This window comes from Streptomyces sp. NPDC050085 (assembly GCF_044460595.1).
Taxonomy (GTDB): domain Bacteria; phylum Actinomycetota; class Actinomycetes; order Streptomycetales; family Streptomycetaceae; genus Streptomyces.
Window position 1 is genome coordinate 94,005 of record NZ_JBITJZ010000020.1, and the last position, 24,637, is coordinate 118,641.

The 24,637-nt window shown below is 71.2% G+C and carries 18 protein-coding genes and 4 pseudogenes; 9 read left to right on the plus strand and 13 right to left on the minus strand.

Annotation, left to right across the window (positions count from 1 at the left end; genetic code table 11):
• Positions 1–2: 2 nt before the first annotated feature.
• Genes ACIBUY_RS39425 through ACIBUY_RS39435 form a run of 3 tightly spaced genes read right to left on the minus strand, consistent with a single transcriptional unit; the run spans position 3 to position 2,664 of the window.
• Positions 3–446: a nuclear transport factor 2 family protein gene (locus ACIBUY_RS39425; protein WP_399155247.1), complete on the minus strand. Its 444-nt coding sequence runs from the start codon at positions 444–446 to the stop codon at positions 3–5.
• Between the two features lie 41 nt (positions 447–487).
• On the minus strand, positions 488–1,879 hold the full coding sequence (locus ACIBUY_RS39430; RefSeq protein WP_399155227.1) for a salicylate synthase: 1,392 nt from the start codon (positions 1,877–1,879) through the stop codon (positions 488–490).
• Positions 1,876–2,664, minus strand: coding sequence for a methyltransferase domain-containing protein (locus ACIBUY_RS39435; RefSeq protein WP_399155228.1), 789 nt, complete (start codon positions 2,662–2,664; stop codon positions 1,876–1,878). The genes ACIBUY_RS39430 and ACIBUY_RS39435 overlap by 4 nt, the downstream gene beginning before the upstream one ends.
• 745 nt (positions 2,665–3,409) lie before the next feature.
• Here ACIBUY_RS39435 and ACIBUY_RS39440 point away from each other — a divergent pair.
• The 5 genes and pseudogenes from ACIBUY_RS39440 (at position 3,410) to ACIBUY_RS39460 (ending at position 10,643) form a co-directional block, all read left to right on the plus strand.
• Positions 3,410–3,965, plus strand: a pseudogene (locus ACIBUY_RS39440) (MBL fold metallo-hydrolase).
• Between the two features lie 5 nt (positions 3,966–3,970).
• A pseudogene (locus tag ACIBUY_RS39445) lies at positions 3,971–4,413 on the plus strand (nuclear transport factor 2 family protein).
• A gap of 602 nt (positions 4,414–5,015) precedes the next feature.
• Positions 5,016–7,277 carry a DUF11 domain-containing protein gene (locus tag ACIBUY_RS39450; RefSeq protein WP_399155229.1) on the plus strand — a complete coding sequence of 754 codons (2,262 nt, stop codon included), beginning with the start codon at positions 5,016–5,018 and terminating at the stop codon, positions 7,275–7,277.
• A gap of 84 nt (positions 7,278–7,361) precedes the next feature.
• The gene (locus ACIBUY_RS39455) at positions 7,362–9,494 is read left to right on the plus strand and encodes a hypothetical protein (RefSeq protein ID WP_399155230.1); all 2,133 of its coding nucleotides are present in this window, start codon (positions 7,362–7,364) and stop codon (positions 9,492–9,494) included.
• A 165-nt stretch (positions 9,495–9,659) separates the two neighbouring features.
• Positions 9,660–10,643 (plus strand): DUF11 domain-containing protein, encoded by a 984-nt coding sequence (locus ACIBUY_RS39460; RefSeq protein ID WP_399155231.1) that lies wholly within the window; start codon positions 9,660–9,662, stop codon positions 10,641–10,643.
• Positions 10,644–10,699: 56 nt separating this feature from the next.
• Here ACIBUY_RS39460 and ACIBUY_RS39465 read toward each other — a convergent pair whose 3' ends face one another.
• Positions 10,700–11,032, minus strand: coding sequence for a hypothetical protein (locus tag ACIBUY_RS39465; RefSeq protein WP_399155232.1), 333 nt, complete (start codon positions 11,030–11,032; stop codon positions 10,700–10,702).
• A gap of 151 nt (positions 11,033–11,183) precedes the next feature.
• A complete protein-coding gene (locus ACIBUY_RS39470; protein WP_399155233.1) occupies positions 11,184–11,876 on the minus strand; it encodes a L,D-transpeptidase in 693 nt (230 codons plus the stop codon).
• A gap of 137 nt (positions 11,877–12,013) precedes the next feature.
• On the opposite strand from ACIBUY_RS39470, the gene ACIBUY_RS39475 reads away from it, so the two are divergent.
• A complete protein-coding gene (locus ACIBUY_RS39475) occupies positions 12,014–12,817 on the plus strand; it encodes a hypothetical protein (RefSeq protein ID WP_399155234.1) in 804 nt (267 codons plus the stop codon).
• On the opposite strand, the gene ACIBUY_RS39480 is transcribed toward ACIBUY_RS39475, so the two are convergent.
• Positions 12,790–14,157 carry a right-handed parallel beta-helix repeat-containing protein gene (locus tag ACIBUY_RS39480; RefSeq protein WP_399155235.1) on the minus strand — a complete coding sequence of 456 codons (1,368 nt, stop codon included), beginning with the start codon at positions 14,155–14,157 and terminating at the stop codon, positions 12,790–12,792. The genes ACIBUY_RS39475 and ACIBUY_RS39480 overlap by 28 nt on opposite strands.
• 101 nt (positions 14,158–14,258) lie before the next feature.
• Here ACIBUY_RS39480 and ACIBUY_RS39485 point away from each other — a divergent pair, with 101 nt between their 5' ends.
• Positions 14,259–15,311 carry a Dyp-type peroxidase gene (locus ACIBUY_RS39485; protein ID WP_399155236.1) on the plus strand — a complete coding sequence of 351 codons (1,053 nt, stop codon included), beginning with the start codon at positions 14,259–14,261 and terminating at the stop codon, positions 15,309–15,311.
• Between the two features lie 30 nt (positions 15,312–15,341).
• Here ACIBUY_RS39485 and ACIBUY_RS39490 read toward each other — a convergent pair whose 3' ends face one another.
• The gene (locus tag ACIBUY_RS39490) at positions 15,342–18,239 is read right to left on the minus strand and encodes a SpaA isopeptide-forming pilin-related protein (protein ID WP_399155237.1); all 2,898 of its coding nucleotides are present in this window, start codon (positions 18,237–18,239) and stop codon (positions 15,342–15,344) included.
• Between the two features lie 296 nt (positions 18,240–18,535).
• Complete coding sequence (locus ACIBUY_RS39495; protein ID WP_365573242.1) at positions 18,536–18,991, minus strand: helicase associated domain-containing protein; 456 nt, start codon at positions 18,989–18,991, stop codon at positions 18,536–18,538.
• 32 nt (positions 18,992–19,023) lie between these two features.
• Here ACIBUY_RS39495 and ACIBUY_RS39500 point away from each other — a divergent pair, with 32 nt between their 5' ends.
• Complete coding sequence (locus tag ACIBUY_RS39500) at positions 19,024–20,082, plus strand: DUF6461 domain-containing protein (protein WP_399155238.1); 1,059 nt, start codon at positions 19,024–19,026, stop codon at positions 20,080–20,082.
• Between the two features lie 26 nt (positions 20,083–20,108).
• Here the strand turns inward: ACIBUY_RS39500 and ACIBUY_RS39505 are convergent.
• Positions 20,109–20,711 (minus strand): annotated as a pseudogene (locus tag ACIBUY_RS39505) (transposase family protein); the annotation flags it as partial.
• A gap of 136 nt (positions 20,712–20,847) precedes the next feature.
• On the opposite strand from ACIBUY_RS39505, the gene ACIBUY_RS39510 reads away from it, so the two are divergent.
• The gene (locus tag ACIBUY_RS39510; protein WP_365573472.1) at positions 20,848–21,174 is read left to right on the plus strand and encodes a hypothetical protein; all 327 of its coding nucleotides are present in this window, start codon (positions 20,848–20,850) and stop codon (positions 21,172–21,174) included.
• Between the two features lie 48 nt (positions 21,175–21,222).
• Here ACIBUY_RS39510 and ACIBUY_RS39515 read toward each other — a convergent pair.
• The 4 genes and pseudogenes from ACIBUY_RS39515 to ACIBUY_RS39530 all read right to left on the minus strand — a co-directional run.
• Positions 21,223–21,405 (minus strand): annotated as a pseudogene (locus ACIBUY_RS39515) (VOC family protein); the annotation flags it as partial.
• Between the two features lie 6 nt (positions 21,406–21,411).
• A complete protein-coding gene (locus tag ACIBUY_RS39520) occupies positions 21,412–22,914 on the minus strand; it encodes a CoA transferase (protein WP_399155239.1) in 1,503 nt (500 codons plus the stop codon).
• A 32-nt stretch (positions 22,915–22,946) separates the two neighbouring features.
• Complete coding sequence (locus ACIBUY_RS39525) at positions 22,947–23,888, minus strand: 3-hydroxyacyl-CoA dehydrogenase NAD-binding domain-containing protein (RefSeq protein ID WP_399155240.1); 942 nt, start codon at positions 23,886–23,888, stop codon at positions 22,947–22,949.
• Positions 23,885–24,634: an acetoacetate decarboxylase gene (locus tag ACIBUY_RS39530; protein ID WP_399155248.1), complete on the minus strand. Its 750-nt coding sequence runs from the start codon at positions 24,632–24,634 to the stop codon at positions 23,885–23,887. Before ACIBUY_RS39530 ends, ACIBUY_RS39525 begins: the two co-directional genes overlap by 4 nt.
• Between the last annotated feature and the right edge of the window lie 3 nt (positions 24,635–24,637).

A 24,637-nucleotide genomic window follows, 5' to 3' on the forward strand; every position in this document is an offset into this window, starting at 1 on the left:
CGCTAGAAGTAACCGTTCAGGACGGCCTGCGAGCTGCGATGACGCAACCTCGCCGGGCGGCTCCCACCGATTCCCGAACGGGCGGGCTCCTCCACCATGTCAAGGCCGCGTCGAGGCGCAGCGGAGCCATGCTCGGGAGCCCATGGAGGGCCGCTGTACTCAGGGTTTCGGTGATACGCCTTGTTGGCGATGCGCCAGCTGTCGTCGGTGCGGACCAGTAGGAAGATGTCGGTGAACGTGTCTGCGCCGTGCGAGAGCGTCATGGTTGCGGTCGCGACGGCTGAGCGTCCCCCTGCCGTGTGGACCCATTCCGGTCCGCGGCCCTCGTTGATGAGGACGGGCCAGTTCCGGCGTGGACAGGAAGCGAGGTCACGCCCGGCCCTTACTGCTGCTGATGGCCGGACCCGACCGGGGCGGCGTCCTGGAGGCACAGGGCCGCCTGCCATCTGCCGGACACCTCGCTCAACATCCACTACGACCGCTTCGATCACTTCGTCGCCCTCGTATGGGCCTTCGGGTCGGGCGCGTAGCCGGACGGCGCGGGCTCGGCCGTCTGGCTCGGCACCAGACACTGGGCCACGCTGAGCAACTTCTCGCAGGTTTCCTCGTGTTCGCGCTCCGGCAGCGACTGCGCGACGATCCCCGCACCGGCCCGCAGCCAGGTCCGGCCGCCGCGCTGGAAGATGCTGCGCAGCACCAGCGTGGCATCGAGGCCGCCCTGGCTGTCGCAGGTCAGGACGGTGCCCGAGTACAACGCCCGGGCCTCACCCTCCAGTTGGCGGATCAGATCGTAGGCCGGGGCCTTGGGGATGCCGGTCGCGGTGACCGCGGGGAACAGCGCGGCGAAGGCGTCCCACCGGTCCTTTCCCTCGTGCAGGGTGCCGCTCACGGTGGAGGCGAGATGCTGGACGCTGCCGCGTTCCCGTACGGTCATGAACGGGGCGACGCGGACGGTGCCGGGCGCGCAGACCGAGGCCAGTTCGTCCCAGGCCAGGCGGACGGAGATCGCGTGTTCGTGGACCTCCTTCGGATCGGTACGCAGCTCGCCGCGCAGTCGCCGGTCGGTGTCCGCGTGTCCAGTGCGGGCGCGCGTGCCCGCCAGGGGCTGGGTGGTGACCTGCCCGTCGGGTGACACGACCACGACCGTCTCGGGACTGAATCCGGCCGCGCACATCCGGCCGAGGTCAAGGAGGAAGGAGCGGGCCGGGGCGTGGGTGCGGCGGCCCGCGACGTAGCTGGCGACGAGGTCGACGGGGGCCGGGGCCTCCACGGTGCGGGACAGGATCACCTTCTCCAGGGCGTGCGAGCGGATCTCCAGGACGGCCGCGGCCACGGCGGCCCGGTAGTTGTGGCCGTCAGCCACCTCCAGGCCGACCCGGTCGTCAGGCACTGTGTCGCTGCCGGTGTGGCCCAGGACGAGGTCCGCCACCGGCCCGGCCAGGCCGGCATCCGTGCATCGCAGCACGGTGGCCTGCGGGGTGAACCGCACCTCGGTCTCGGGCACCATCAGGTGCAGCAGCTCCGAGTCCGGCAGCCCGTCGCGCACACCCGCCAGCAGGTACGCCAGCTCGAACGCGGTCCAGCCGTAGGCACGCCAGTCGGGCCCGGGCAGCGTGGCGAGGAATTCCCGTACGCCGTCCAACGGGCTTCCCGGGCAAGGCTGCTGGCGTACCGCCCTGCCCTTCGTCCACGTCACCAGGTGGTCGCGTGTCAGGCGCAGGCTCGTCAGGTCGCCCCCGGCGAAGTACCACGTACCAGCGCCCTCGTAGGCCACGTACGGCTGGAAAAGTCCGGAGCGGGCCAGTCGGGCGACGGCGGAGAGCGGGTCGGGGGAGGCAGGCAGCAGTACTTCCTCGTAGCGGAGTGCGTCGTCGGTCACGGCTTCCTCCCGCACACACTCACGAGCGGATAGGAGTTGACCGTGAAGCCGGGGTTGTCGAGCAGCGTCCAGAACGCGCGCAACTCGTCCGCCGTGACCCCGCGGGCCAGCAGCTTCTCCTCGCACTGCTGGGTGTTGGCCCGGTGCAGTCGTGTTCCGATGTCGCCGCCGGGCCAGGCCTCGGCATGGGTGGTGGCCGTCAGGCCGACGAACCCCGCCCGGGCCATGGCCCCGTACACGTGGCGTCCCCACAGCGGGTCGGCGCCCGCCTCGCGCAGCAGGTCGAGGACGTGGCCGTGGATGTGCTCGAACAGATCGGCGGCGTCGGGGCCGGGCGTGCGCAGGACCGGGGTCCAGCCGCAGTCGAATTCCTCCAGGACCAGATGACCTCCGGGCCGTAGCGCAGCCATCAGCCGGTCGAGGACGTCGATGCGTTCGGGCAGGTGCAGCAGGACGAGACGGGCGTGGATCAGATCGAAGGCGGCGTCTGGCAGGGGGTCGTGGACGATGTCGTGCCGCACCCGGTCCAGTTGGGGTCGGGGCCGGGCGATGTCGGGAGGCGGCGGGACGAGGTCGGTCACCAGGACGCGCCCCTCGGGCCCGACGGCGTCCGCCAGCCAGGTGCCCAGCGAGCCGCCGCCCCCGCCCACCTCCAGACAGCGCAGTCCGGGGCGCAGCCCCGCCTGCCCGAGGTGGTGGCGGGAGACGGGGTCGTAGCAGGTTTCGAGGACGGTGAAACGATCCGGGGCCTGGGTGGCGGTGTTGTCGAACAAGTAGCTGGTCATGCGGAGTGCCCTTTCACGGGGCCAGCGGCCGAAGGGTCGGCGAGCGGCCCTGGGTCGACTCTGACTGGAAAGCGTCGTGACGGACAGGCGTGCACGTCGTCGACAGAAGCGCGGGATGCGCCGGGGAGGAATGCGTGTGCCGTGTGCGTGCCGCACCGGCGCGTGGGCGGGGTGATTCGCTACCGCTCGACCCAGCGTGGGGCGTTCTCGATCAGCCGGTCTCCTGCCGGGGCGATGTCCTGGGTGGTCATCAGGCGGCCGATCATGAGGTGGTAGCCGATGGTGACCATCCGTTCGACGATCTGGCGGGGTGGCAGCCGCTCGACGAGGCGGGTGAAGAGTTTGTCGTCCAGGGGTGCCCCGGCGGCGATCTGGTCGGTGGCGTCGAAAGAGCTCTGGGGCCAGTGGGTGTCATGGGTCTGTTGTGTGGCTCTGACCGCGGCAGGGGTCGTACGGGAAGCCTGGTCAGTGCGTGGCGTTCTGCAGCGTCTCGGTGAGAGGCCCCCGCGGGCGGTGGCGTCGGCGTTGCGGCACCGGCGCTCGCGCTCTTGGTACCGCGCTCCAGGACACCTTCTTCCCGATGGGCAGAGCCTGCCCGTCTCGGTGGCGGAAGCGGACTTCCGCGACTGTGTACCTCGGCGTCACGGGCTTCCCGCACTGCTCGCCGCCGAGGAAGTGCCCCCCGCCTCACGGCCCTCGCCGCGGCGCCGATCTCCTGCCCACACCCCACCACTGAGGAGCCCCCGTGACCACGCTCGACTTCACCGTCTTCGACCTCGACTTACCCGCCGGTTCGAAGAACAAGACCGCCCCCCTCGTCACCGGCGAGAAGGAGGCGCTCCTGGTGGATGCCGCCTTCACCCGCGCTGACGGCCACCGCCTGGTCGCCGCAGTCCTGGACTCCGGCAAGGAGCTGACCACCGTCTTCGTCAGCCACGCCGACCCCGACTTCTCCTTCGGCGCCGAGGCCGTCGCCGACGCCTTCCCGCAGGCCCGGTTCGTTGCCACCCCGATCGTCATCGACCACATCACGGCGTCGTACGAAGGCAAGCACGAGGCATGGGAAGCGCCCGGCCCCAACCTGCCCACCCGCCTGGCCGACCTGCCCGACACCGCCGCCGATGCCTTCGCGATCACCGTCACCCGCGACTGCCTGGCCGTCTTCGAGGAGGAACTCGGCAAGGCCCCCGACGACGCTACGCTCACCGAGGCGCTGGTCGCCCGCTACCCGGACCACGGCATGGCTGATCGCCGCCCAGCTCGGCGCGAAGGTGGCCAAGGGCGAGATGAGCTGGGGCTGACCACCATGGCGACAACAGCGGACACCGACTTCGCCACGTCCACTGCACCCGCCGATGTCGTCCGACGCCAGTACCTGGCCTCCGCCGTCGGCGACCTGAACGCCCTGCGCGCCACCCTGTGCCCCCGCCGTGGAGTGGACCGAGATGGTCGGCTTCCCGTTGGCCGGGACCTACCGCACCCCCGAAGGCGTCACCTCCCACGTGATGGAACGGCTCGGCGCGGAGTGGGGCGGCTGGACCGCCCACGACGACACCTGCGTCGTCGACGGTGAGAAGGTCGTCGTCCTCGCCCGCTACACCGCCACCAACAAGGCCACCGGCAAAGACATCGAGGTGCGTGTCGCCCACGCCTTCACCGTCCTTCACCGTCCGTGGCGGACTCATCGTCCGCTTCGAACAGTTCGTGGACACCGCCCTGGTCCGCGACGCGATGCCCACCGGTGCGTAGGCGGGTCCAGGCAGCAGATCGAGGACCTGCCCGCCGCTCAGATCTGCCGTGACTGCGCGATGACCTGCTCGAGGGCCGCCTCCGGCAGCGCCGATCGGCAGGGTGCAATCGACCGGGCATGAGGGCCGACTGCACTGGGCCGTGGGTCCGCACGGCCGCGCGGCAGCCAGATGCGGTTCGGCGTGATCCGGAGCACACGCTGTACCTCGGCATCGACTGACGCCTGGTCAACTCATATGTGTCAAGGCCTGTTTGGGCGAGATGTGGCGTGGCCACGGCAATGGGCCAGCAGGGTGACATGGAGTGCGTCGCGCCGCGTTTCGCGATTTATCCCAATGATCATATTGATGCACCCACGACGTGTTCGGTACTCGAACAGGTGTGGCACGGCAGAGGTGTGGCTGCCGGTCACGGATCTGACCTGTAGAGATCCGCGCAAATCAGGCTGACTCAGATATGACGTTCCGTCACGTCTGCCTGTCCGCAGGCCCCGAGCGTTCGTCGGGGGTGCCGACTCATCGACTCGGACACGGAACGAAGGCCTCAACATGACCAGCTCTTCCCAGCGCAGGGGCAGGGACGGACGGATGCAGCGTCACCTGATGACCGCGATCACGTCCTCGACCCTTGCGGCGGCTGCCCTGCTGGCCGCTCCCGCTGGAGCTCACGCCGCCGAACAGGACGAACTGCCGCAGCCGCAAGGGCATGTGACGCAGCATCAGATGCAGGTGAAGAGCAGGGAAGGGGCCGGCCGAGGAAGCCCGGCCGGGGTGGGGGAGGACGGTGCGAGCCGTCGGACGACGGAGGACGTCTCACACCGGAAGTACAGCGCCGGGCAGAACGGTGGGAAGGGGGGAACCGGCGACGGCGGAGCTCGACAGCGGACCGGTACGGAGGCGCCGCGCCGGGCTGCTTCCGCCGCTGCCCCAAAGCGGCGCACCGAGTCCGGGCCGTCCGAGGCCAAGGCCCGCAAGGCGGGCGGCGTCCGGCCCGCGGTGCGGAAGGCCAAGGCCTCCGACTCCGCCACCCTGTCGCTCAGGCGTCAGCGGGCCGGGGGGCCGGTCGCGCCGGGTGAGACGTTCGAATACACCATCACCGCGACCAACCATGGCCCGTCGGTGGGCAAGAACGTCAGGGTGAGAGACGAGCTGCCCGCGCCGCTTCAGTTCGTGTCGTCGAAGGACGGCTGCACGGCCCAGGGGCAGATGGTGACGTGCACCCCGAAGGAGTCGCTGGCCGTCGGCGAGAAGGCGTCCTGGGTGATCACCGTGCGCCTGGACCCCGACTACGAGGGGGACGGCTCGGACATCGCCAACATCGCCCAGGTGGAATCGACCACCAAGGACCCCAACGACGGCAACAACACCGGCCCCACCGGGGGAGCGGGGCTGCCCGGGGGCGGCCGCCCGGCCCCCGTGGCCGCCGATGTGGCGGTGACCAAGGTGACCAAGGTGCCCGAGAGCGGCACCACGGTCGCGCCGGGGGCCACGTTCGCCTACCAGATCACTGTGGCCAACCACGGACCGTCCACGGCCAAGGGCGTCATGAGCACCCACACCTTGCCCAAGGCGCTGGCGTTCGTCTCCTCCGCCGAGGGCTGCACCGGCGAGAAGGGCGTCTTCGGCTCCACGGTGACCTGTCCGGAACTGCCCGAGCTGAAGCCGGGGGAGACCAGGACGTTCACGGTCACGGTGCGGCTGTCCCCCACGTACGACGGAGACGGCACCGACGTGGTCCACACCGCCAAGGTGACGGCGACGACGGCCGATCCGAAGCCGGAGAACAACACCCTCACCGTGTCCGGGCTGCCGGGAGAGGCCGGGCATGCCCCGGGCGCGGTCGAGGCCGACCTGGGGATCGTCCACGAGGACATCACCGACGCGGTGGTCCCGGGCACGGCGGCGCGCGGGCGGGTCACGGTGACCAACCACGGGCCCTCCACCACACGCCGGCCGGCCCTGATCGACATCACCCTGCCCGCGCACGTCACCGTACGGAACACGGGACTGCCCGCCGGGTGCACCGTCCGCAACGGCGGCAAGGCGCTGCGCTGCACCATCGAGGCGGGCCTGGAAGCCGTACTCCCCAAGGACGGCAGGACCACCGGCCGCGCCGCCCACCACAGGGCCGACTCGTCGGCGACCGTCTCCTACCCGGTACAGGTCGGTGCGGACGCACCCGTGGGCACCACGCTGTCGGGCGGCACGGCGACGGTGACCAGCGCGGAGGACAGCTCCCCGGACAACAACACGGACACCTTCGCGGTGACCACCGCGACGCAGGGCAGCGCCGATCTGGCCACCACCAAGAGGGCGATCCTGCCGCCCGGCCAGACCAAGGTCGGCCCCGGCGACACCCTGACCTACAACATCAAGGTCACCAACAACGGCCCGTCCGACGCGGAGAACGTCAAGGTCACCGACCGGCTCCCGGACGGCCTGCTGTTCAAGCGCGCCACCTCCGGTTGCACCGTCCAAGGCCAGACGGTCACCTGCCAAGCCGGAACCGTGGCGGCCGGGCGCAGCGTCGAGTTCGACATCGTCGTGCGGCTCTCTCCCGCCTACCGGGGCACCGGTGAGGACCTGGACAACATCGCCTCCGTCGGGTCCACCACGCCCGACCCGAACCCGGACAACAACCAGAACCAGGCCGGCACTTCGGGCCTCGACGGCGGGCCGCTGCACGTCACCCGGCCCCCCTCGCATCCCATCGCTCCGACCCCGCCCCCCGGGGAGACCCCCCCGAAGCCCCCTCATCTGGCGGAGACCGGTGACGAGGCACCGCAGTGGACGCTGTGGGCCACCGGCCTGCTCCTGGCCGGCGGCGCCGGCCTGATGTACGCGGCACGCCGCCGCCCCAGCTGACCCCGCCCCCAGGCATCCCCGTACGCCTGCGTCGCGGTCCGGCAGCGTGCCGCGACGCACGCCAGGAAAGGAAACGGCAGAACAGTGCAGACCCACCCCACCCCGCCCCGGCCCTCCCGGCCGCGGCCCGGACGCGCCCTGCGCGGGCGCCGCGCCGCGGCCCTGATCACCACCGTGCTCGCCGCGCTCTCGCTCGCGCCGCTGGCCGCGGCCGCGCCCCCGCCGGCCCCGGGCGCACCCGCCCGGCAGGCGGCGCCGGTCGCCTTCCCCTACGTCAACGGCTTCGCCGGCCCCACCTCGGACACCGTCCTGACCGGCAACGCCAAGTACGACGACAAGGACACCGGCGGCTGGCTGCAGCTGACCACGGCGGGCAAAAACCAGTCCGGCAGCTGGCAGATGAACCGCGACTTCTCCACCGACCTCGGTGTGGTCGCGGAGTTCACCTACGCCACCTGGGGCGGCAACCACTGCTTCTTTGTCATCTGCGACGGGTACGGCGACGGACTGACGATGTACTTCGCCGACGGCACCGCTCCCAACGGCGTCGGCCAGACGGGCGGCGCGCTGGGCTACATCGGAGTGCCCGGGGCGTTCCTGGGCGTGGGCTTCGACGAGTACGGCAACTTCTCCGACGGGTGGGGAGGCCCCGGCAGGAGGGAGGAGCAGATCGTCCTGCGCGGCGGCGGCAACAAGGTCGACGGCAAGGCCGTCGGCTACCGGTACGCGACCGGTCTGGGTGTGGGCACCGTCCAGACCAAGGAAGGCCGCAAGGAGTTCCGGACGGCCAAGGTCAGCATCGTGCCGAAGGACGGCAAGCTGCTGATCTCGGTCGCTTCGAACACCGGCCCCGGCACGGAGATGCAGCAGATCATCAACGACTACGACCTCGTGGGGCTCCCGGAGCAGCCCGCGCTGCCGGAGACGCTGAAGCTCGGCTTCTCCGCGGGCACGGGCGGCTCGACGAACAACCACGAAATCGGCAACCTGAAGGTCAGCCTGCCGGTGAACGTGTCCGTGAAGAAGACCGCTCCGGCCACCGTGCAGTCCGGCGGGAAGCTGGAGTACAAGGTCACGGTCGCCAACGACGACACCAACGACGCCCCCGGCACCAAGGTCAAGGACCTCCTTCCCGCGGGCCTGACCGATGCGTCCTGGACGTGCACGGCCTCCGCCGGCAGCACCTGCGGTCAGACATCGGGCAGCAGCGGCAGGGTCGACACCACCGCCGACCTCAAGCGCGGCGGCACCGCCACCTACACCATCACCGCCACCGCCATCGCCACTCCGGGCACCGAGATCACCAACACCGCCACGGTCGAGCCGTCCGCCAGCGTCACCGACGTCCATCCCGCGGACGACTCCGCCGACGCCACCACCAAGGTGACCGACGGCCCGACCGACATGGCGGCACAGAAGGAACTGGGCAGCACCGACCCGGTCAAGCCGGGCGACACCTTCGACTACAAGCTGACCGCCCGCAACTACGGCCCGGCCGGCACCACCAACGTCAGGATCAGCGACGACCTGCCCGCCCCGCTGTCCTTCGTCTCCTCTCCGGACGGCTGCACCGCCTCCGGCCAGAAGGTCACCTGCCCCGCCGCCGCCCAGATGGAGGTCGGCGGCTCCAAGACCTGGACCATCAAGGTCAAGCTGGATCCGAACTACCGGGGCAACGGCAGCGACATCAAGAACACCGCCACCGCCGCCTCGGACGCGCCCAGCGACCCCAAGCCGGAGAACAACACCAGCGCCCCGGTCGGCATCCCCGGCGGCAGCACCGAGCCCCAAGCGGCGCTGCACACCGAAAAGAAGCCCACGACCACCACCCCCGTCTCGCCGGGCGGAACCTTCGACTACGAGGTCAAGGCCATCAACGACGGGCCCTCGGCGTCCGAGAACGTCAAGCTGATCGACAACCTGCCCGACCAGTTGACCTTCGTCTCCTCCGTGGACGGCTGCACCGCCGTCGGCCGGAAGATCACCTGCCCGGCAGACGCCCCGCTGGCGGCCGGCGCCTCCCGCACCTGGACGTTCACCGTCCGGCTCGACCCCGCCTACGACGGCGACGGCAGCGACATCAAGAACACCGTCACCGCCGAGTCCTCCACGACGAACCCCAACGCGGGCGCGGGCACCAGCCCGCCCGCTGGTCTCCCCGGTGGCACGGTCGGCGAATCCGCCGCCGACCTGGACCTGGGCAAGACCACCTCCTGACTCCCGGCCGGGCTGTCCGTCATCCCCGGACAGCCCGGCCCGGGCCCACGGCCGCCGCCTCGTGGCAGCCGTGTCCCCCACGCCACAGCCTCCGGGCCGCCCTCACGCCTGCGCGTGCGCGGTCCCGGACCGCCGTGGCACGACCGAGGAAGAGCAGAAAACGATATGACGACGACCAAGAGTCGGTGGCACCTGGCTTCGGCCACGATGGTGGCCGCCCTGTCCTGCGCCGTGCCCCTGTGCGCCGCCCCGACCGCTCTGGCCCAGGCCACGACGGCCCCCGCGCCCACCAAGGCGGGCGCGGACCTCTCCCTCACGGCCGCCATGAGCGTCCAAGGGACGAACCGCGCGGTTGTCGCGCGCGGCAAGGCGCCGATCCCGCCCGGCGGGACCGTCACCTACACCCTCACCACCAAGAACAACGGCCCCTCCGTGGCCAAGAACGCCAAGGTCACCGACACCCTCCCGGTCGGTCTGACCTTCGTCTCCTCCAAGGACGGCTGTACCGCGTCCGGCCAGACGGTCACCTGTGGCCCGGTCGCCCAGCTGGCTGTCGGTGAGAGCAAGACGTGGACCTTCGAGACCCGCGTCGACTCCGGTTACACCGGTGACGGCAGGGACCTCAAGAACAACGCGGTCATCGCCTCGGACACCAAGGACCCGGTGAGCGGCAACAACACCGCCGCTGCCGAACTGCCCGGCGGCGGTGGCATCGGGACCGCGAGTGCGGACCTGTCCACGACGAAGACCGCGGTGGGCTCGGAGAAGGTGGCGCCGGGTCAGGAGATCGAGTACACCATCACCACGAAGAACGCGGGCCCGTCGGATGCTCCGAAGGCCGAGGCGAAGGACGTCCTGCCGGCGCCGATGACGTTCGTGTCCTCGTCCGACGCCTGTACGGCAGAGGGCCAGACGGTGACCTGCACGGCCGATGTCATCAAGAACGGCGAGTCGAAGTCGTGGACCTTCAAGGTCAGGCTCGACCCGGCGTACACCGGTGACGGCAGCGACCTGAAGAACACCGCCTCCTCCAGCTCCGAGGCCACGGACCCCGATCTCAGCAACAGCGGCAGCGACCCGGTCGACCCGCCCGGCGGCGGCGTCGCCGAGCCCCTGGCCGACCTGGAGGTGACGAAGACCGCCTCCTGACCCCGTCGCGTGGCGGGTCCGGTGCCTTCGGTCCGGACCCGCCACGGGTCTCGCGCTCAGCCCTGCCCGGCCGGGACGCTTCCGTCCTCCTCGACCACCTTCGGCTTGAGGTTGCCGTCCACACACTCGTGAAAGTCCTTGTCGTAGGCCACGACCGTGTTGCCGATGAGACACGCCTCGTAGCCGATCGGCACGACGTGCCTGTTCAGGGCGCAGTAGGCGTGGTCCGTGTCGTACGCGACACCGGCGCAGTCGGCGGTGTCGGCCGGTGCGGCCACGGGCGTGGCGGCCACCGCGGGAACCGTGACGACCGAGAATCCGGCGGCACAGGCCACGGCCACGACTATGCGGGACAGCCGTCCGGGTTCGGACTGCTTCGGCTTCGGCATGATGGCTCTCCTTCGAGTACGGATGGTGCCGCGTCAGGTACGCGTGATGGCCTCAGCCTGGGCCGCTCGCCGTGCGTTCGCGCGGTGCGCTGACCTGGTGGAGTGACGTGGTGAAGTGACCTGGTGGAGCGACCGACCGCCGCACCGGCTCTCACCCCGCGGTGCCCGGCTTCGTCCCCCACACGTACACCTGGTCGCCGACCTTCAGCAGGGACCACAGCCGTTTCGCGTCGGGCAGCCGCAGGTTGACGCAGCCGGCCGAGCCGCCCCCGTTGTAGAGGTCGTGCGGGGTGCCGTGGATCGCCTGGCCCCGGTCGAAGAACTGGGAGTACGGCATGGGGGCGTCGGCGTAGAGCGTGGAGAGGTGATCGCGGTGCCGGTAGTAGATGCGGTGCGGACCCGGGCGGGTCTCCTGCCCGTCACGCCCGGTCCGCATGGGCACCGGGCCGAAGAGGACCGTGCGGCCCCGCTGCACCCACAGCAGCTGCCGGCTCATGTCCACACAGGTCACCTTGAAGGCACGCACCGGGCAGCGACCGGCCTTGTTCGGGTCCTTGCCCGCCTGCGCGACGAGCATCATGCGATACGTCCACAGGTTCGCCCGGCCGTCGGCGGGCCGCACGTGGCGCCGCGCCTGGAAGCGGCGGATCGCCTCGCAGTCCCGGACGGACTGCACCCCGTCGACGGGCAGCCGCAGAAAGCCCTCCAACTGGCGCTGGTAGGGGCCGGTCCCGGCCGTGCACCCGGCCTTCGCGGTACCGGCGGCCGCGACGGACTCCGTCGTGGCCAGGGGGGCGGTGATCAGCGCCGCGAGTGCGGTGACGGTCACGAGGAGTCGGTTCATGGCGTCCCTTCGGTCGTGCCGTGAGAATCTCGCGAGACGCGGGGGACGGAACCTCGTACCCGGCGATCGGGTGACAGCCCGGCGCCGCTCGCCCCCGGCTCGGAGCCGCGGCGGCGGGCGTGCGCTTGCATCCCCGTATGGCCAAGCCCTCCCGCCCGCGCTCCCGCCGCACCTCCGCCGTGCTGACGTGCACGGTTCTCGCCGCCCTCGCCGTGACGGGCGGGCTGACGGCCGTGGCGCTGAACCGCCCCGACGAGCCACGTGCGGTCACCCTGGCCGAGGCCCAGCGCCTGGCCATGGCCCGCTTCACCACGTACGAGACGAGCCCCGAGCAGGTCACCGTGACCCTGGACGACGGGGCCGGGAGCACCTGCGTACAGGGGCTGATGGACCACCGTCGCCACCGCGGAGTCGGCTCCTACACGGCCGGCCGGGACGGGGCACGCAGCGGCGGGCTGATCGCCTGGGACGCGACCGGCCTCGCGGTGGCCCCCTTCGCCGAGCCGCGGACGCTCGACGGCAGGGGCCTGACCCGCGCCGTGCAGGGGGTGCCACCGGCCTCATGGGTACCGCGCGCGTACACGGCGGACCCGCTCGACAGCGTGCTGCGCGTGGTCGCGGCGCTCGGCGCGGACCGGCCCGACAACGCGCAGCTGCTGGCCCAGGCCGGCCCGCGCCGGCTGCGCGGGGAGACGCTGCACGGCACCGCGTACACCGTCTTCTCAGGACCCCGCCCCCGGGCCGCGGCCGCCGCGGCACCGGCGGTCGGCGACTCCCCGCTGACGTACTGGGTGGACGGCAAGGGACGGCTGGGCCGGGTGGAGGTCGCGATCGGTTCGCTGCACCGGCCCGCCCGGATCGACCTCGCTCCCGCGCCGGCCGGGGCCCGGGTGCCCGGCCGGCCCTGGCAGCGTCAGGAAGCGGCGCCCGGCAGCCGGTAGTCGGCGAGCCGGACCGGTCCCGGCAGATGCAGCGCCGCCCGGCCGGGAGCGTCCCCGGCATGCGGGAGCTGGGGCTGCGGCGCGGGCGCGGGCACCTCCTTGAAGGAGATGCCCGGGGGTGCCTCGACCGGCCGCACGGAGCCGGGCGCGGTGAGCGGGGCGTCGGTGCCGGGGCAGGTCGCGAGCGTGCGGGGCAGCGGCGCGGGACTGGTGGCCGCGCCCGAAGTGCCGTTGTCCGCGAAGCAGTTGCCGCCCGTCGAGCGTGCGACGACGACCAGCGCCGTGCCCCGAGCGTCGACCGCGTTGGCGGTGACGCGGTTCGCGCGCACCGGATACCCCTGCACGTCACGCAGGACGAACGCGGCGACGCGATGGCCCGTGACGCGGTTGCGCTCGAACCGGTTGCCGGTGCCCCCGCCGACCCCGATGCCGATGCCGAAGCCGCCGTCGGCCTGCTCCGGACTGCCCGCGTCGTTGTTGTCGACGACGGTGTTGCCGACGACGACGGCCTCGTGTTGCGGGCCGAGCGCTTCGAGGTTGTTGGAGTTGACGGTGATGCCGACCCGGTTGCGGCGCACCGTGTTGGCCAGGAAGTACAGCGCGCGCGAGGCGTTGGTGACCTCGACGCCGATCGCGTTGTGCTCCAGCGTGTTGTGGCGCACCACCGTGTCGCACGGGTCGCACTGGCCCACGTAGATCCCGGAGTCGGCGTGCCCCGAACCGTAGGAGTGCTCGATGACACCGCTGCGGGCGTCGAAGGCGTAGATGCCGTACAGAGCGTTGTCGTACGCCGTCACGTACGAGGCCCGGAACCCTTGCAGCGGAGGGAACTTGACGGTGTCGAGCGGGTCGTAGCCCGCTCCGCCGCCCGCGCCCGCGCCTTGCAGCCGTTCGTCGGTGACGCCGGTGAAGAGCACGCCGTTGGCGAGGTGGTTGCGCACGGTCAGGTTCTCCACGACCGAACCGGCGCCGGTGACCGTGACGCCGTTGGCCCGGACGAACTCGCCGTCGATCACCGTACGGTTGCGGTCCGCGCCGCGCAGGATCACACCAGCCCTGCGCACCGCCACGCTCTCGCGATAAACCCCCGGAGAGACCAGTACCACGTCACCCGATCGTGCGATGTCCACCGCCTCCTGGATGGACGGATAGCGCGCCGGGACCCGCAGCACCGTGGGCGGCCCGCTGAGGGCCGGACGGTCGTCGGCGCCCGGCAGCACGCCGCATCCGGCCAGCGCCACCAACGCCACCCACGCCGTCAGCGCGGCGCACAACCCCATCGGGAGGCGTGGCCCCCGGCCGACGCCGCACCAACTCACCGCCGGATTCCGGAATTTCATGACAAGAGATCTCATGGCGGGCAGGTGTACCGTCTGCTCGGTCCCGCCGCGACACACTGCCCCGCTCCGCCCCGCGTCGCCCGTTCCGCCAGGAGGCCCGGTTGAACGCCGCCCCGCGCCCGGCCCGTCGCCGCACGCTGCTCACCTCGGCGACCGCGGTGCTCGCCTCGGCCCTGGGCTGCGGGCCGCCCCGCCCCGGCGCCCCCGAGGACCGCAGGCCCGCGCTCCCCGTGCAGGCCGGTGTCGCCGAACCGCAGCCGCGACACGTCACGCTCCTGGCCTTCGACCTCGCGGCCGGGCGGACTCCCCGCCTCGCCGACGTACGCCGGGTGCTGACCGCATGGGGCACCCGCAGCGGCGGCCGGACCGTGACGGTCGCGGTGGGGCCCGGCCTCTACCGCACGCTCGGCCTGCGCCTGCCGCGGCTGCTGCGCGAGCTCCCCGCCTTCCCCGGCGACCGGCTCGACCCGGCCTACAGCGGGGGTGACCTGCTGGTCCAGGTGTGCGCCGACGACCCCGGCCGGTGCGCCCGCGCCGTGCACCGGCTGACCGACCGGGCGGACGGCGTGCTCACCCCCCGCTGGCGCCAGGACGGCTTCCTGCCCCCGCACCGCGCCGGGCAGACGCCCCGCAACCTCTTCGGGTTCAAGGACGGCACCGAGAACCCGGCCCGGGGCCAACTGCCGCGCTGGGTCTGGGACGCGGACGGCGGCACCTACCTCGTCCACCGCCGCATCCACATGGACACCCGGCGCTTCACCGCGCTGCCCGCGAGCCGCCAGGAAGAGATCATCGGCCGGCACCGCGCGAGCGGCGCCCCGCTCGGCGCCGACCACGAACACACCCCCGTCGACCTGTACGCGAAGACCCCGCAGGGCCGCTACGTCGTCCCCGCCGACGCCCACGTACGCCTGGCCCACTCCCGCCTGGACGGCGGCGCCCGGATGCTGCGCCGCGGCTACTCCTACGACGACGGGAACGGGGACCAGGGCCTGCTCTTCCTGGCGTACATGCGCGACCCCGGCCTCTTCGTGCGCGTCCAGGAACGGCTCGCGGCCGGGGACGCCATGGCCGCGTTCACCCAGGCCCGCGGCTCCGCCATCGGCTACGTACTGCCCTGCGCGGGCCCGTCGTTGGGGGACGGGCTGCGGTGACCGCGCAGGGCACCCGTATCGCCGACTCTCCTAGCACTTCTTGCCCTTGCACGGCTCGCCGCGCTTGTTGGTCAGCGTCACCACCTTGCCGTCACCGGTGGCAGCGCCGCCGGACGTGAGCCGGTACGGACCGGACACCGGCCGGCGCGGCGCCACATACCCTTCCGGGGTCGCCGTCTCCCGCAGGTAGTACGTGCCCGGCGGCAGCCCGCGGAAGGTGCAGCGTCCGCGGCGGTCGGTGGCGCACCCCGGGCCGTGCCGGGTGTCCTTGGCGGAGCCGGAGGTCTGCAAGCCCGGTTTGCCGTTGGTCTCACGCCACAGCTCGAACACCGCGCCCGGCAGCGGCCTGCCCGTCTTGCCGTCCTTCTTCAGCAGCGTCAGCCGCAGATCCGGCGCGTTGGACAGGGAGACCAGCTTCCCGTCGCCTGCCACGGCGTTGGCCGACGTGAGGGTGTACGGGCCGACGACGGTGCTCCGGGGCAGGACATAGCCGGCGGGCACCGCGGTCTCCTTCACGTAGTACGTCCCGAAGGACAGCTCCTGGAAGACGCACCGGCCGTTCGCCCCGGTGCGGCACGCGGCGCCCGCCCGGGTGTCCGGGGTCGCGCCCGACGTCTGCAGACCGGGCCGGCCGTTGGTCTCGCGCCACACCTCGAACGCCGCGCCCGCCAGCGGCTTGTGGGTCACCTTGTCCGTCTTGGCGACCGTCAGCTTCGCCCGCGGCGCGTTGATACCGGCGTCGATGGTGTGGTTGACGTAGCCCGCAGGACCGACGGACACGCTCGTGTTCCCGTCGGCGTCGACGTTCGAGTCGATGGTCCGGTCGGACCCGGCCTTCTGCTTGGTCCAGCGCAGGTCCTCCAGGTCCGGCGAACCGGGCAGCGTGGAGGTGTCGACGCCGCTGTAGTCGAAGACCATGTCGTACGCCGTGTCGGGCCGCAGCCCCTGCGCGGTGCCCACGTAGTACTCGCCGTTGGCATCGGTCGTGACGGTGATCGGGGTGCCGCCACCCTTCGGCGTCAGCGTCACCTTCACTCCGGGCAGGTCCGGCTCGCCCGGGTCCTGGATGCCGTCCCTGTCGGTGTCGAACCAGGTGCGGTTGCCGACCTGGACGGGGGCCTTGTCACAGATCATTTCGAGGTCGGCGAGGCCGTTGCCCTTGCCGAACCGGGTGTTGGAGAAGTCGGTGGTGTGGATGGACAGGCTGCCGGTGCGGGACCCGTTCTCGGAGTCCCACTGCCGCACGCCCTGCTCGTAGGCGTTGCCGTCGAACGGGTCGAAGGACGTGCCCCACAGCTTGCCGCTGTAGGGCTGGAGGACGGTTCCTCCTTGGCCGGTCTGCTCGTGCTTGGCGTCCCACAGGGTGACATCGTCGTCGTAGAACTCGCCGCCGCCGGGCCCCTGCCGGTTGCCCGGCACCGCCCCGGTCAGCGCACCGCACGTACCGTTCGACTCCAGCGCGAAGCCGCCGCCGGTGGCACAGGCCCGCAACACGTCACCCGCGGCCACGGCATTGACGAAGGTCGACCCGCCGAACTGCTCGGCGGCCTGGCCCTGCATGTCGGCGAAGCGGTCGCGGAAGCCGAGGACCAGGTCGCCGTTGTCGGCGATCTCGATGTTGGAGAGCATCGGCTGCGGCGCGCTGACGAAGCCGTGCGACTCCATACCGGGCACGCGCTCGTTCCAGGCCTCCCAGTCGGCGCTCATGACCTCGCCGACGGTGGTCGAGTCGTCGCAGCGGTACGCCGAGGCGGGAGACCCGAGGAAGCGGTAGACGCAGCCGCGCTCGAAGTTCAGCGCCGTGTCGAACAGCGGGGTGAAGCCGGATCCGGTGAACGTGAGGACGTGGGCGCGCAGTTGGGCCGGATCCCCGTACGGGGCGCTCGCGGTGACCGTGTTCTCGGCCCCGCACACGCCGCCCACCAGGACCCGCTTGCCGCGCACCCCGATGCCGAAGGGATGCCACTGGCCCGCGCAGTTCGCCGTCGGCTTCGGAATCGGGTGGGCGACGGGGGCGCCGGCGGTGACGCCGTCCCCGGAGCCGTTGATCGGCACCGTGTAGAAGGTGGAGTCGTTGAGGTCGACCGCGTACAGGGTCTTGCCGTCACCGGACACGTCCACGTCGCCGAGGCCCTCGCGGCCCACGCGGCCGTACACCGCGTCGTCCGAGATGTAGTGCGGGTCCGTGGGTCCTGGCTCGTGCGCGGTGAGCGCGCCGGGCAGCGTGGTGAAGGTGGTGACCGCGTCGCTCGTCGCGTTGTAGCGGTAGACGGCGTTGACCGGGCCGGCCGGGCCGTACTCGGTGTGCCGCTTGACGTAGGTGCCGGTGAACACGTTGCCGTCGCGGTCGGTGCCGACGCCAAAGACGGCGCCCTGCTCCTGGTTCTCCGTCAGGTCCTCGAGCGGTCCACCCGGGTGGGTGGTGTCCAGCTCGCTGCCGAAGGAGACCAGCCCCTTCTCGCTTGTCGCGTCGCCCCGGGCCAGACCACAGGTGACCAGTTTCGGGTTCTGCTGGCAGTACGTGTCCGGTTCCCAGAAGCCGGTGGTGTACGTGGCGTCGGTGCCGCCGCCGACGTCCACGAACCCGGTGTTGCTGCGCACCACGTCGGCGCCCGAACCCAGCCCCGCGATCGCCGGGGTGAGCGTGTCCGGGTCCGGATTGCTCACGGCGATGCGGTACTTGCCCCCGGTCAGCGCACTGGTGGACGGGGTGAACACGGCCACCCCGTCGCTGCCGGTGACCGCGCTGATCGTCCGGCCCGCGTCGTCCCTGAGCGTGACCCGCACGCCGGGCAGCCCCGGTTCGAGCACCTGGTCCCAGGCGCCGTCGGCATCGACCTCACGCACCACCCGGACGCTGACGTTCCCGTCGCCCGGTTGCGCGGACTCCTGCGCCGCGACGGGGGCGGATCCCAGCGCGCCGATCACCAGCACCCCCGCTGCCAGCAGCGCGGGGCCGCGTACTCCCGGTCTCGATAGCCGTCTTCTCAAAGGTCTCTTCTTCCTCGTCTCCCCCAGAGTGACGAGCAGATATATACGGGAAATGGGAAGCGATTAATCGACCCATCCGGATTACTTGCTTTGCGGCGATTTCACATCACCCTCCAGGCAGGAGAACGGCGCCAACCTGCGACGTCAGTCCCAGTGGCACCTCTACATGAAAGCGGTGCAGAATTGCGGCACATGGCCCAACGGGAAAACGAGATGGATTTCCCAGGAATTCGTCAAGCACTTCGGCGCACGTGGTAATGCATGACGTGCGCGGGACGCGAAAGTCGTGCAGTGGGGACGGTGCCCTCGGGGGTGGTCTCGCGTCCGGTGGCCGCGGGTCCGGCGTCTACGACGGGCAGGTGCTCGATGTGTTTGCGGGGCACGTTGAGGTGTCCTTCGCGGGTGTGGAACTGCTTCGCGGCGGCGAGGTTGAGTTCCCATTCGTGGTCCTGCGTGCGGCGTACGGGCCGTTCGTCGGCGGCGGCCGGCAAGAGCCGGAGCCCGCCGGTCAGGAGTTCCTGCTGGGCGGGCAGTTCACCCGCTGCCGTCGGCACGATCCCACCGGCTTGTACGTGGATCTGGACGAGGCGCAGGGCACGCTGCCAGGCGATGTCCCAGGCCGGGCGCCAGTCGGGATCGATCTCGTCGATGCGTTCGGCCTCCAGGGTCCCGGCCCGGTTGACGGACACCCGTTGTCAGTGGCGGCGGTGACAATCCGGGCATGACTTCACCCCAACACCTCGATGGCCTCCTCACCGACCTAGGGCTGGCGGAGGCGGCCACGTTCACGGCGGTGCGCGGTGCCGACGAGGACGCGGTGATCCGCCTCTTCGGCGGTGACCTTGGGCAGGCCAGCCCCATGTACCTGGAGGAACTGCGTGAGCACTACGACGGTGACCTCATCCTGGTCTCCCGGTCGGGGCCGGCGGTCGTCGTCGTGGAGAACAACAACTATCAGGGCGCCCGCGAGGAGGTGCTGCGCCCGCTCTCCCGCCTCGGCCGTAGCGCCAGCGCTTTCTGGAACGTCAACGCGGTGTCCCAGCTGAGCCTGGCCGAGGACGGACTGGTCTTGTCCATGCTCGACATGGTCATGCCTGAGGACGCCTTCGGAGCGCGCCCCGAGGCCTGGCAGCCTCTGCTGGAGGGTCTTGCCTTCGGGGTCGGCTCCGGCTGGGGCGAAGGCCTTGCGGCCGTCGAGCGCGCGACGGGCGCACGGTTCGACTCCGCCTGGGTCCGCGGCCCGCACCGCGCCGTGGCGATCACGCCGGTACCGCAGTACCTGCTGGGGCAGGGGCTCATCGACTCTCCGCTGCTCAAGAGGGAGCCCTTCGTGAGCTACCTGGCCGACTTGGGGCCCGCGCTGGTGGGACAGATGCGGCGCCACGCTCTGGACCTGGCCCTGGCTCATGCCGATTTGCGCGCACACCCCTTGGCCCTTGCGGCCCTCGCGGCGGATGAGATCCTGGCCGCCGCGCGGGAGCGGCTGCGAGACGACCTCACCGTCGCCCACGAGATGGCTCTCTCCCAGTCCCACGCACTGCGGGCTGACGAGGATGATGACTTCGCACCCGAGTGGGAGCGCCCGTCCCACCTCGCCTATCGGCAGGCCATCGTCTTCGGTGTCCTCGCGCAGTGCGTTGCGGCACACCTGCCCACCACCACGGACGGCCTCCCCGACATCCTCAGCTCCCTGGTCATGGCGATGACGGGAGACAGCGAACGGGTCGAGGAGTTCTGGATGGTCGACCATCTGCACAACGCAGCAGGGCGAGAGGCTTGAGCGGAACGGCCCACCACAGATCAGTGCATCTCCCGCTGGACAGTGTTGGGTCGGCGCTGCCACCGCTTGAGGTGGCGTCCTCGGAAAGGGACGCGGACGGGACGGCCCGCGCCCTGGTACGCCTTGTCGGCATAGGTGGGAAGACCGGCCGCGGCGAGTGCGTTGATGATCCCGTGCTCTCGGGCTGCGGTGAGATCGTGGGTCGCGCCGGGCAATGCGGGTGAGGCCCACAGCAGCCGGCCGAAGGGACCGGTCAGGACCTGCACGTATCTGCCGTGGAGTTTCTTCTTACCGGAGCAGTACGGACGGTCGGCGGCGATCCGGTCGATCGGCAGAACGGTGCCGTCCAGGATCGGATACGCCTTCTTCCGCGCCGGTGCCGTCGTCTCGTCGAGCGTCGGTGCGAGGTCGGCCGGCCCCTCGATTTCCTCGCGAACGTAGCGGTACCCGGCGGCGAGCTGGGCGTAAGTGTCACCGCAGCGCAGGTGCGCCAGAACGAGCAGGGCCTGACGGCCGACGCTCAGCCGCCGCCATCGTGTACCGGTCTCCCGGCGGTGCTTGGCCAGTTGGCATGCCAGATGCCGCAGGTGTGCGGTCGACAGATCGATCGCCGACGGATGGACGAGCACGTGAAGCTCCTGGTGGTGCACGGTGGATCTTGGTCGTGACACCGTCTGCCAGGACCTTCACCACGTTACAGAGCCGACCAACTGGCGGACCGCGACGGCAGGTTGAGATGGGTTCATCGACTCGTCAACTCCAGCGATGGAGATCCAACGCGAGCAAGTGCTCCGCACGCGTCGTGGCCACGAGCGCCTGGTGGCCCCCGGCGCGGGTGCCAAAGCCGAGCTCACCTCAGCCGACCGAATCCTGGTCACCGTGCTCCACCTGCGAAAACTCGCGACCATGGACCTCCTGGGCGAGCTCTTCAACACCACCGCCATGACCGTCAGCCGCGCAGCGAAAGACGTCTGCCCCCTCCTTGAAGCCCATGACGTCCACGTCTCGGCCTCAACAGCCCGTTTCCGCACGCCGGAAGACGTCGCGAGGTTCCTCGACCCCAACAAAACCAAGATCAAACCAACGTGTTGATTCCCGGCAAGCCCCTAACACAAGAACCGTTCTCCGTCATGGAGTTGCCTGTTCCTGCACCGCCCGCACGTCGTCGACGGCGAACTGGGCCAGGGCAATGCCGTCCGCGACGAGCACGTCCCGGTACGTCCTGGCGGCCGGGTGGCGGGCGGCTCCAGAAGGAGCTCGGTGCCGCCGGGCTCCTCGGGGTGAGACGACGGTCGGCCACCGGTCGGTCTCGCCCTGAGGAAGCCGTGTTCAGGCGCGGGCAGGGGTTTCCCACGCGGGACCGGAAGAGCCTCGCGGCAGCAGTACGTGGCGGTACGCGCCCGGGGTCTCGGACATCCGGATCTGGTCGGTGACGCCCTGGTAGTCGCCGAGCGGGGTGCGGGCGGTGAAGGTCTCGGGGTCCAGGTAGGCGTGGTCGTCGCCGGTTCCGGCGACGGCCGTGGCGTACGCCTTGTCGAAGACGCCCAGCGAGAGGATCCACAGCGCGACGCGGGTGAGCGAGACATGGACGCGGTAGGAGCCACCGTCCACCGCGCGCCGCCGCAGCGCCTCCACGATCCCGGCGGTCAGGAACCAGGCCACCAGATAGTCGTTGACCACGGTGATCGGCGGGAGTGCGGGACGGTCGCCGTCGCCCTCCAGGTGGAGCAGGCCCGCGACCGAACCGGCCGTCTGGTCGAACCCGATCCGCCTCGCCCAGGGGCCTGTGGTGCCGTGCAGCGAGACGGTGGCGTGGACCAGGCCGGGGCGCACGGCGATGGCCTCGTCCTCGGACAGACCCATCGAGGCGAGCAGGCCCGGGCGGCGGTTGGCGTAGAACACGTCGGCCCCGGCCAGCAGTTCGCGTATCACCGCCGTACCTTCTGCGGTGCGCGGCTCCACGGTGGCCGAGCGCACCCCCACCTGGGTCGTGTTGTACGTCACCGGGTGTTCCAGCTCGTTCGGACGCCACAGGTTCAGTACGTCCGCGCCGTGCAGGGCCAGGGCCCGGCCGGCCCCCGCGCCCGCGATGATGTGGCCCATGCCCAGCGCCCGTACGCCGTCCAGCGGGGCGGTCGCGCCCGCGCCCACGGTGGGCAGCGGCTCTGGGTCGCTGTCACCGATCCTGGTGATCTCCACCAGCGGCATGCCGGAGAGGACCTCGGTGAACTGCCGCTCCTTCAGGAACTCCTGGGGCGTTCGGACCATGGGCAGCACCACCCCGGCCCGCTCGGCCGCCTCCTCCAGCTCGGCGGCCCGCCATGTGCCGATCGCCGCGGCGACCGCATCGGGGTCCTCGGGGACGCCGAGCAGGCGTTCGGCGGCGATGCGCAGGTTGGGGTAGGGGTTGAGCGGCATCACCCAGCGGTCGTCGGCGGTGCGGTAGAAGCCGTTGACGAAGGCCATGGTGGGGACGGACGGTGCGCCGCCCGGGTAGCCGCCCAGCAGTTCCCACTTCTGGTCGTAGAAGGGGCACAGCCGGTGCGGGGCGACCCGCAGGTCCATCGAGATGTCCTGGCCGGGCCCGCCGCGCTGCCGCCACAGGGCGGCGATCGCGGCGGACTTGGCGGAGAGGGCGAGCGAGGTGGCGGCGCCGAGCCGCAGGGTGCTGGGCACGATCGGGTCGGCGCCGCGGAAGGTGAAGGTGCCGCCGGTGTCGGCGCGGTTCAGTCCGATGGTGGCGAGTATCTCGTCGAGCGCGGTGTGGATGTCGAAGGCGTCGTCGGTCGCGGGGTTCGCGACCGCCTTGGCGATGCTGTCGGACAGGGACATGGCGTCTCCAGGGTGCTTGCCGGGATCGGGGGTCAGCTGCGGGGGAGGGGGCGGTTCTCGTCGAGCGCGCGCATCAGCGCGATCTGGCGGTGGTCGCGTTCGGCGGCCAGTTCGGTGACGCTGCCCTCGGCCAGGAACTCCTTGGCCTGGGCGATGAGCAGGGCGAGCGTGGGCTCGTCGAAGGAGGGAGTGCCCAGGGCCGGCCAGGCGGCTTCCATCTGGGGTCCGAGGTGGGCCAGAAAGTCGGGCAGTCCGCCCTGGCCGCCGCCCAGGTGGAAGGAGCGGAAGGGCCCGTCCACCGCCCAGCGCAGGCCGATCGAGGAGGTGACGACGGAGTCCAGCTCCTGCTCGGTGACCACACCGGTGGCCACCAGGTGCACGGCCTCGCGGAACAGCGCGGACTGCAGTCGGTTGGCGACGAACCCGGGGACCTCCTTGCGCAGCACCTGGGGCTGCTTGCCGAGCGAGGCGTAGAACTGCCGTGCCCGCTCGACGGTTTCGGCCGAGGTGAGCGCGCCGGGGACGATCTCGACCAGTGGGATCAGATGCGGAGGGTTGAAGGGATGCCCCACCACCAGCCGCTCGGGGCTGCGCAGGGCGCCTGCGATGGCGGTGGCCGGAATGCCGGAGGTCGAGGTGGCCAGCAGCGCGTTCGCCGGGGCGTACTGCTCGATGCGCTGCCACAGCTCCTGCTTGAGCGGCAGCCGCTCCGGGCCGTTCTCCTGTACGACATCGGCCTGCGCGACAGCGAGAGCCAGGTCGGGCTCCAGGCGCAGGCGCGCGGTCAGCTGCGCGGTGTCGAAGCCGAGTTCGCGCAGGGCCGGTTCACAGGCGGCGAGTTCGGTGTCCAGGTAGGCGTCCAGGTCGGGGCGCGGGTCGCAGACGGTGACCTCCAGGCCGCCTGCCAGGAACAGGGCGGTCCAGGAGGCGCCGATCAGGCCGGCGCCGACGACGGTTGCGCGCAGGGGGCTCATGCGGAAGGCACCTTCTCGAGGTAGTCGTGCACGGGTGCGGCGGGGGAGAGAGTGAGGTCGGCCAGCACATGGGTGGCGCACACGACCTCGCGTACGGGCAGATCGGCCAGCGGTGCGAGCGCGTGCTCGAAGAGCTGGAGCCGCGCGGGCCCGGACCAGGCGCCCTTGACGGTGAGATCGGTGATGCGGGTGCGGACGAGCTCGCAGCGCAGGGGAGCGCCGTCGTATCCGCGGTCCATACCCAGGAGGTAGGTGGGCGCGGCGAGTTCCGCGCGGGCCTGGGAAAGGTCGAGCGGCTGGTGCTTGTAGCCCATCGTCGCGGTTGCCACCCGCAGCGAGCCGTGGTCGAGGGTGCCGACCAGGGTGTCGCCGTCGACGTACAGGCGGGGCGATCCCGCCTTCTTCGGGTACGCGCTCAGTTCGCGCCCCGAGGCGATGGCCGGTGCGCTGTCCACGTACATCGCCAGACTGAACTCGCCCTGCTCGCCGTCGAGTTCGACCGGGACCAGCTGGCCGGACTCGCTGTAGCTGCCGAGACCGGTGACGTCCGGCATCCGGATGACCTCGAAGCGGACCAGTGGCTCGGGCACGGTGAGCGGCTCGGGCACCAGCCGGCGCAGCGCGGCCGGGTCGGTGCGGTAGGTGATGGTCAGGTACTCGCGGTCGGTGAAACGGTACGGCGGCAGCGGGTAGGCGGGGGAGCCCACCGGGGTGGTGATCAGCTGGGGGACGTCCTCGGCACGCATCGC

What these genes read in the sequence shown, in the direction of transcription:
- ACIBUY_RS39425 (WP_399155247.1), bottom strand. Translation starts at nt 446, where the DNA reads ATGGCAGGCGGCCCTGTGCCTCCAGGACGCCGCCCCGGTCGGGTCCGG.
- ACIBUY_RS39435 (WP_399155228.1), bottom strand. Translation starts at nt 2,664, where the DNA reads ATGACCAGCTACTTGTTCGACAACACCGCCACCCAGGCCCCGGATCGT.
- ACIBUY_RS39450 (WP_399155229.1), top strand. Translation starts at nt 5,016, where the DNA reads ATGACCGCGATCACGTCCTCGACCCTTGCGGCGGCTGCCCTGCTGGCC.
- ACIBUY_RS39460 (WP_399155231.1), top strand. Translation starts at nt 9,660, where the DNA reads ATGACGACGACCAAGAGTCGGTGGCACCTGGCTTCGGCCACGATGGTG.
- ACIBUY_RS39465 (WP_399155232.1), bottom strand. Translation starts at nt 11,032, where the DNA reads ATGCCGAAGCCGAAGCAGTCCGAACCCGGACGGCTGTCCCGCATAGTC.
- ACIBUY_RS39470 (WP_399155233.1), bottom strand. Translation starts at nt 11,876, where the DNA reads ATGAACCGACTCCTCGTGACCGTCACCGCACTCGCGGCGCTGATCACC.
- ACIBUY_RS39475 (WP_399155234.1), top strand. Translation starts at nt 12,014, where the DNA reads ATGGCCAAGCCCTCCCGCCCGCGCTCCCGCCGCACCTCCGCCGTGCTG.
- ACIBUY_RS39480 (WP_399155235.1), bottom strand. Translation starts at nt 14,157, where the DNA reads ATGAAATTCCGGAATCCGGCGGTGAGTTGGTGCGGCGTCGGCCGGGGG.
- ACIBUY_RS39500 (WP_399155238.1), top strand. Translation starts at nt 19,024, where the DNA reads ATGACTTCACCCCAACACCTCGATGGCCTCCTCACCGACCTAGGGCTG.
- ACIBUY_RS39510 (WP_365573472.1), top strand. Translation starts at nt 20,848, where the DNA reads ATGGAGATCCAACGCGAGCAAGTGCTCCGCACGCGTCGTGGCCACGAG.
- ACIBUY_RS39520 (WP_399155239.1), bottom strand. Translation starts at nt 22,914, where the DNA reads ATGTCCCTGTCCGACAGCATCGCCAAGGCGGTCGCGAACCCCGCGACC.
- ACIBUY_RS39525 (WP_399155240.1), bottom strand. Translation starts at nt 23,888, where the DNA reads ATGAGCCCCCTGCGCGCAACCGTCGTCGGCGCCGGCCTGATCGGCGCC.
- ACIBUY_RS39530 (WP_399155248.1), bottom strand. Translation starts at nt 24,634, where the DNA reads ATGCGTGCCGAGGACGTCCCCCAGCTGATCACCACCCCGGTGGGCTCC.